Origin of the sequence: Curtobacterium sp. A7_M15 (assembly GCF_030705415.1) — a bacterium.
Classification (GTDB): Bacteria; Actinomycetota; Actinomycetes; order Actinomycetales; family Microbacteriaceae; genus Curtobacterium.
In genome coordinates this window covers 21281-27280 of sequence record NZ_JAUZED010000047.1, presented here as the reverse complement: position 1 = coordinate 27280, position 6000 = coordinate 21281, and the positions used below count along the sequence as shown (strand labels likewise).

Sequence of the window (6000 nt, the reverse complement as noted above, 5' to 3'; positions counted from 1 at the left end):
GGCCGTGACCGGGCGCGGGCTCGGCCGCGGGTGGCGGGAGTCGGCCACGACCCGCCCGGGCCGCCGCGGCAGCGCTTCCGCGCTGGCGACGCTCAGGCGAGCGCGTCGGTGATCGGGCGGAACTTCAAGGCGGTCTCGGCGACCTCGCGCGTCGGGTCGGAACCGGCCACGATGCCCGCGCCGGCCCACGCCCGGACGGTGCCGTCCGCGGTGATCCGGGCACTCCGGAGCGCGAGCATCCACTCGCCGTCGCCGTTCGCCCCGAGCCACCCGACGGGTCCGGCGTAGCGCCCGCGGTCGACGCCCTCGAGCTCGGAGACGAGCCGGACGGCCACGTCGGTCGGGGTCCCCGCGACCGCGGCGGTCGGGTGCAGGGCGTCGGCGACGTCGAGCGAGGTCGTCCCGACGGGCAACGTCGCCTGGACGTCGGTCGCGAGGTGCCACAGGTTCGGCAACTGCAACCGGAACGGTTCCGGGTCGGCGCGGAGGTCGGACGCGATCGGGGCGAGCGCAGCCAACAGGCTCTTGATGGCGAAGCCGTGCTCCTCCACGTCCTTGGCGCTCGCGGCGAGGGCCTCGGCGGCGGCGCGGTCGGACACCGGATCGGTCCCGCGCGCAGCGCTGCCCGCGAGCACGCGCGCCGAGAGACGGGTGCCGTCGGTCCGGGCGAGCGTCTCCGGCGTCGCGCCGACGATCCCGTCGACCGCGAACGTGACGCACTGCGGGTACGCCTCGGCGAGGTCGAGCAGGACGGCCCGCTGATCTGCCCCCTCGGGGAGGGTCCCGACGAGGTCCCGTGCCAGCACCACCTTCTCGGCCTCGCCGGCGGTGATCCGACGGACGGCGTCGGCGACCGCCGCGGCGTACGCGTCCTCGTCGATGGCACCGGGACGCAGCGCGACGGACACGTGCCCGCCGACGTGCGGCACCGGGACGGACGTGCGGGTGAAGGCGAGTGGTTCGGGGCCGATCGTGGTGTCGACGGCGGTGAGCCACGCCTTGCCACGTCGTCGGCCGATCACGACGCGCGGCACGATCAGCACGCTCGTCTCGGTCGAGTCGTCGGCGAACGCGAAGGAACCGAACGCGACCAGTCCGGTGCCGCGCAGCTGCACCGGGTCGTCGACCACGGCGTCCCGGACCAGCGAGCGCCAGGCCGCCGAGGCCTCGCGCATCCGCTCCGGGCCGCTGAAGGTCAACCGCACGGCCTCGCCGATGCCGACGATCCCGTCGCCGTTCCGGACGAACGCGAGCGGGCTGTCCCGGAGGGTGTGGCGGAGGACGGCGCCCGGGTCGTCGAGGATCCGGGTCGAGACCGTCAGCGGAGGGGCCGCCGTGGTGGTTCGGGTCACCCGACAGATCGTACGCGCCGCGCGGGGAACGTCCGGGCACGACCTCTAGGATGTTGTGGGTGAGCAGAGCGGACCTGAACAAGCGGCCGGACGAGGTGGCGGCCATGTTCGACGACGTCGCCGCGAAGTACGACCTCACGAACGACATCCTCTCGGCGGGCAACGCCCCACTGTGGCGTGTCGCGACGGTCCGCGCGGTCGACCCCCAGCCCGGCGAGAAGGTGCTGGACATCGCCGCGGGGACGGGCACGAGTGCCGCCGCCTTCGCGAAGAAGGGTGCCGAGGTCACCGCGCTCGACCTCTCGGCGGGCATGATCGCGGTCGGCCGTGAACGGCATCCCGAGATCACCTTCGTCGAGGGCGACGCCGAGCAGCTGCCCTTCGACGACGACACCTTCGACGCGGTCTCGATCTCGTTCGGGCTGCGCAACGTGAACGACCCGATGCAGGCCCTCGGCGAGATGCTCCGGGTGCTGAAGCCCGGCGGCCGCGTCGTCATCTGCGAGTTCTCCACGCCGCCGCTCGCCCTGCTCCGGTTCGGGTACGGCGCGTACCTCAAGCGCGTGCTCCCGGGCGTGGCACGACTGTCCAGCAGCAACCCGGCGGCGTACCGCTACCTCGCCGAGTCGATCGAGGCGTGGCCCGACCAGCAGGTCCTCAGCCAGTGGCTGCGGGGCGTCGGGTTCTCGGTCGTCGCCTACCGGAACCTCACGGCGGGTATCGTCGCACTCCACCGCGGTCGCAAGCCCGTCGCGGGCGAGGTCCGCGAGTCCGTCGCCCGACGTGCCAAGGCACGCCGCGAGCACCAGCACACCGGTGAGCAGCCGAGCGTCGACCCCACCGACGCCTGACCGGTCCCTCCACCCCCGAACACGGAGCAGCACTTGAATCCGAGCGTCCCGGTCGCACGTCGCGCACCGAGTCTCCGCGCATCGCTGGGCATCGGCGAGCGACTGTTCGCCTCGCCCGCGGAACGCCGGTTCATCGCCGCGGTCGACGACGGCCTCGAGCTCGTCGAGCAGGGGCTCGAGGAAGCCATGCGCTCGACCGACACACTCGCCGACACCACGAGCCGGTACCTGCTGTCGGCCGGGGGCAAGCGGATCCGGCCGACGCTGACGCTCCTCATCGCGCAGCTCGGCGACGGGGTCACCGACGCGGTCGTCAAGGCCGCCGTGAGCATCGAGACGACCCACCTCGCGTCGCTCTACCACGACGACGTGATGGACGAGGCGCCCGTCCGACGCGGTGTCCCCGCGGCACACGTGACCTACGGCAACAACGTCGCGATCCTCACGGGCGACCTGCTGTTCGCGCGCGCCAGCCTCATCACCGCCGACCTCGGGACCGAGGGCATCCGGATGCAGGCGGAGACCTTCCAGCGGCTCTGCATGGGCCAGCTCCACGAGACGACCGGTCCGCAGCCGGACGACGACCCGGTCGAGCACTACATCCAGGTGCTCAGCGACAAGACCGGGTCGCTCATCGCGACGGCCGCCCGCGCCGGCGTGATGTTCTCCGGCGCGGACCGCACGTACCTCGACGCCGTCGGGACCTTCGGCGAGAAGGTCGGCGTGGCGTTCCAGCTCGTGGACGACGTGATCGACCTCGCCCCCGCGAAGGCCAAGACCGGCAAGATCGCCGGCAACGACCTCCGTGCCGGCGTCGACACCCTGCCACTGCTGCAGCTCAAGCGTCTCGCCGCGACCGGTGCCCCCGACGCGGTGGACCTGCTCGGCCGCATCGAGCGCGACGTGAACGCCGCACCGGACGACGTCGTCGACTCGGCGCCGTACCAGTCCGCCGTGGCCGCCCTGCGCGAGCACGAGGCGACCGCCGCCACCCGTGCCGTCGCGGTCCGCTGGGCGACGGACGCCGTCGATGCCCTCGCACCACTGCCGGACGGCACCGTGAAGCGGGCGCTCGTCCGCTTCGCCGAGTCCGTCGTCGAACGCAGCCGCTAGCGCCGGACCTCCGCGGCCATCGACGGAGTACCCCACCCGAACGAAGCGTCCGCCGGAACCCCAACCGAACGAACTGGAGACGATCAGTGCCCACCCTCCGAGTCGCCATCGTCGGCGCAGGCCCTGCCGGCATCTACGCCGCCGACATCCTGCTGCGCGAGGCGCACGGCCACGACGTGTCGATCGACCTGTTCGAGCAACTGCCTGCACCCTACGGCCTGGTCCGGTACGGCGTCGCTCCGGACCACCCGCGCATCAAGGGCATCATCAACGCGCTGCGCGACGTGCTCGACCGTGGTGTCGTGCGGCTGTTCGGCAACGTCCGCTTCGGTGAGGACATCACGCTCGACGACCTCAAGCAGCACTACCACGCGGTCGTGTTCTCGACGGGTGCGATCAAGGACGCAGACCTCGACGTCCCAGGCGTCGACCTCGAGGGGTCGTTCGGCGCCGCCGAGTTCGTCAGCTGGTTCGATGGCCACCCCGACGTCCCGCGCACCTGGCCGCTCACTGCCTCGAGCGTCGCGGTGATCGGCAACGGCAACGTCGCGCTCGACGTCTCGCGCATCCTCGCGAAGCACGCCGACGACCTGCTGCCGACCGAGATCCCCGCGAACGTGTACGAGGGGCTCAAGGCGTCGCCCGTCACCGACGTGCACGTGTTCGGCCGTCGCGGCCCGGCGCAGGTGAAGTTCACCCCGCTCGAGCTCCGCGAACTCGGCGAGCTCCGCGACGTCGACATGATCGTCTACGACGAGGACTTCGACCACGACGAGGCCTCGAAGACCGCGATCGCCACGAACAAGCAGGTCATGGTGATGAACCGCGTCCTCGAGCAGTGGCGCACTCGTGAGACCGGCAAGGCGAGCCGCCGCCTGCACCTGCACTTCTACGCGAAACCGCTCGAGTTCGTCGGCGAGGACGGCAAGCTGACCGCGATCCGGTACGAGCGCACCCGTCCGAACGGCCAGGGCGGGGTCGAGGGCACCGGGGAGATCCGCGAGATCCCGATCCAGGCCGCGTACCGCGCGGTCGGGTACTTCGGCTCGCCGCTGCCCGGTGTCCCGTTCGACGAACGCCACGGCGTCATCCCGAACCACGAGGGCCAGGTCCTCGACGACGACAACCAGCAGATCCCGGGCGTCTACGCGACCGGCTGGATCAAGCGCGGCCCCGTCGGGCTGATCGGACACACCAAGTCCGACGCGATGGAGACCGTGCAGCACATCGTCAACGACCAGGCGAGCTGGTGGACGCCGGCCGACCCCTCCGAGGGGGCCATCCCGGCCCTGCTCGCCGAGCGGGGCGTCGAGTACACGGACCTCGACGGTTGGCACAACCTCGACGCCCACGAGCTCGCCCTGGGCGAGGCCGAGGGCCGTGAACGCATCAAGGTCGTCCCGCGCGAGGACATGGTCGACGTGTCCCTCGGACGCATCGACGCCCGCACGGGCTCGGCGACGAGCTGACCGGCACGCCGCGAACGCCATGACGACCGCACGCCCCGCACCGCCCACCGCGCTGCGGGGCGTGTCCGTCTCCGGCGGCCGTCTCGAGGGCGTCGACGTCGCCCGTGCCCTGGCGCTGTTCGGCATGATGGCGACCCACGTGGGCGGCATCGCCGACCAGGTCGACTGGACCGACCCCAGCACGTGGGCGGCCGTCGCGCACGGCCGGTCGTCGTCGCTGTTCGCGGTGCTCGCCGGCGTCTCGATCGGACTGACGAGCGGTCGGTCGGCGCCGCCCGGGCCGCCGCAGATCGGTCGGGTCCGGGCCCGGCTCGCGATCCGGGCACTCGTCGTCGTCGCGATCGGTCTGCTGCTCATGGCGCTGCAGACCCCGGTCTACGTGATCCTGCCGACGTACGGCGTGCTGTTCCTCCTGGCGATCCCGGTGCTCCGCGTCCGGGCGCGCTGGTTGCTGCTGCTCGCTGCGCTGTGCGCCGTACTGTCGCCCGTGGTCGCCCTCGGTGTCGCCCCGCTGTACGCGGGCGCGGGCATGTGGGAGGTCCAGCTCGGCCTCGTCTACCCCGTCGTCACCTTCCTGGCGTACGTCCTGGTCGGTCTCGCCCTCGCCAGGGCGGGACTGGAGGCGCGGCGCACCCAGGTGGTCCTCCTCGCGTCCGGCGCAGTGGTCGCCTTCTCCGCCTACCTCGTCGGCAACGTGGTCGCGCCGGTACCGGCTGATGCCGCGTTCGCGTTCCCCGGCGTGCCGTACGCGGGCGAGGGGAGTACCGCCGCGCAGGCCACGGCGCAGCTGTTCCTGTCCCCGCGCGACCACTCTTCGTCGATCGTCGACGTCGTCGGGACGGCGGGGGTGGCCGTCGCCGTCATCGCGCTCTGCACGCTGGTGTTCGACGGGCGGGGCGAGGTCGTGCGTCGTCTCGGGTACCCGCTCGCGGCGGTGGGGTCGATGCCGCTCACGGTGTACGCGGGGCACCTCGTCGTGCTGGCGGTGCTGCCGGAGTACCCGGACTCGACGGCGGCGTGGGGCTGGTTCGCGCTCGGCTCGATCGTGTTCGCGATGCTGTGGAGGCGGTTCCTCGGGCGAGGTCCGCTCGAACGCGTGACCGCCCGGCTCACCCGCCTGGTGCCGGACCCGCTCTGACCGCCGCGCTCTGTACCGTGCGAGGTTCCGTGGAATGTGGGAGGCGCGCGCCCTCCCACGCAAGACGAAACCTCGCA

Annotated in this window: 5 protein-coding genes; 4 read left to right on the top strand and 1 reads right to left on the bottom strand. The window is 72.3% G+C overall.

Annotation, left to right across the window (positions count from 1 at the left end; genetic code table 11):
* Positions 1–92: 92 nt before the first annotated feature.
* Positions 93–1352, bottom strand: a complete 1260-nt coding sequence (locus Q7F20_RS10370; RefSeq protein ID WP_305740010.1) for an isochorismate synthase MenF — start codon at positions 1350–1352, stop codon at positions 93–95.
* 59 nt (positions 1353–1411) lie between these two features.
* On the opposite strand from Q7F20_RS10370, the gene Q7F20_RS10365 reads away from it, so the two are divergent.
* From Q7F20_RS10365 to Q7F20_RS10350, 4 genes are all read left to right on the top strand, one after another.
* Complete coding sequence (locus Q7F20_RS10365; RefSeq protein WP_305740009.1) at positions 1412–2203, top strand: demethylmenaquinone methyltransferase; 792 nt, start codon at positions 1412–1414, stop codon at positions 2201–2203.
* A gap of 33 nt (positions 2204–2236) precedes the next feature.
* On the top strand, positions 2237–3316 hold the full coding sequence (locus Q7F20_RS10360) for a polyprenyl synthetase family protein (RefSeq protein ID WP_305740008.1): 1080 nt from the start codon (positions 2237–2239) through the stop codon (positions 3314–3316).
* An 86-nt stretch (positions 3317–3402) separates the two neighbouring features.
* Positions 3403–4785 (top strand): FAD-dependent oxidoreductase, encoded by a 1383-nt coding sequence (locus tag Q7F20_RS10355; protein WP_305740007.1) that lies wholly within the window; start codon positions 3403–3405, stop codon positions 4783–4785.
* A 19-nt stretch (positions 4786–4804) separates the two neighbouring features.
* Positions 4805–5923 carry a heparan-alpha-glucosaminide N-acetyltransferase domain-containing protein gene (locus tag Q7F20_RS10350; protein ID WP_305740006.1) on the top strand — a complete coding sequence of 373 codons (1119 nt, stop codon included), beginning with the start codon at positions 4805–4807 and terminating at the stop codon, positions 5921–5923.
* The last annotated feature ends 77 nt before the right edge of the window (positions 5924–6000 follow it).

Bases quoted from the DNA above. Each gene is read 5' to 3' on its own strand.
- Q7F20_RS10350 (WP_305740006.1), top strand. From the start codon at position 4,805: ATGACGACCGCACGCCCCGCACCGCCCACCGCGCTGCGGGGCGTGTCC.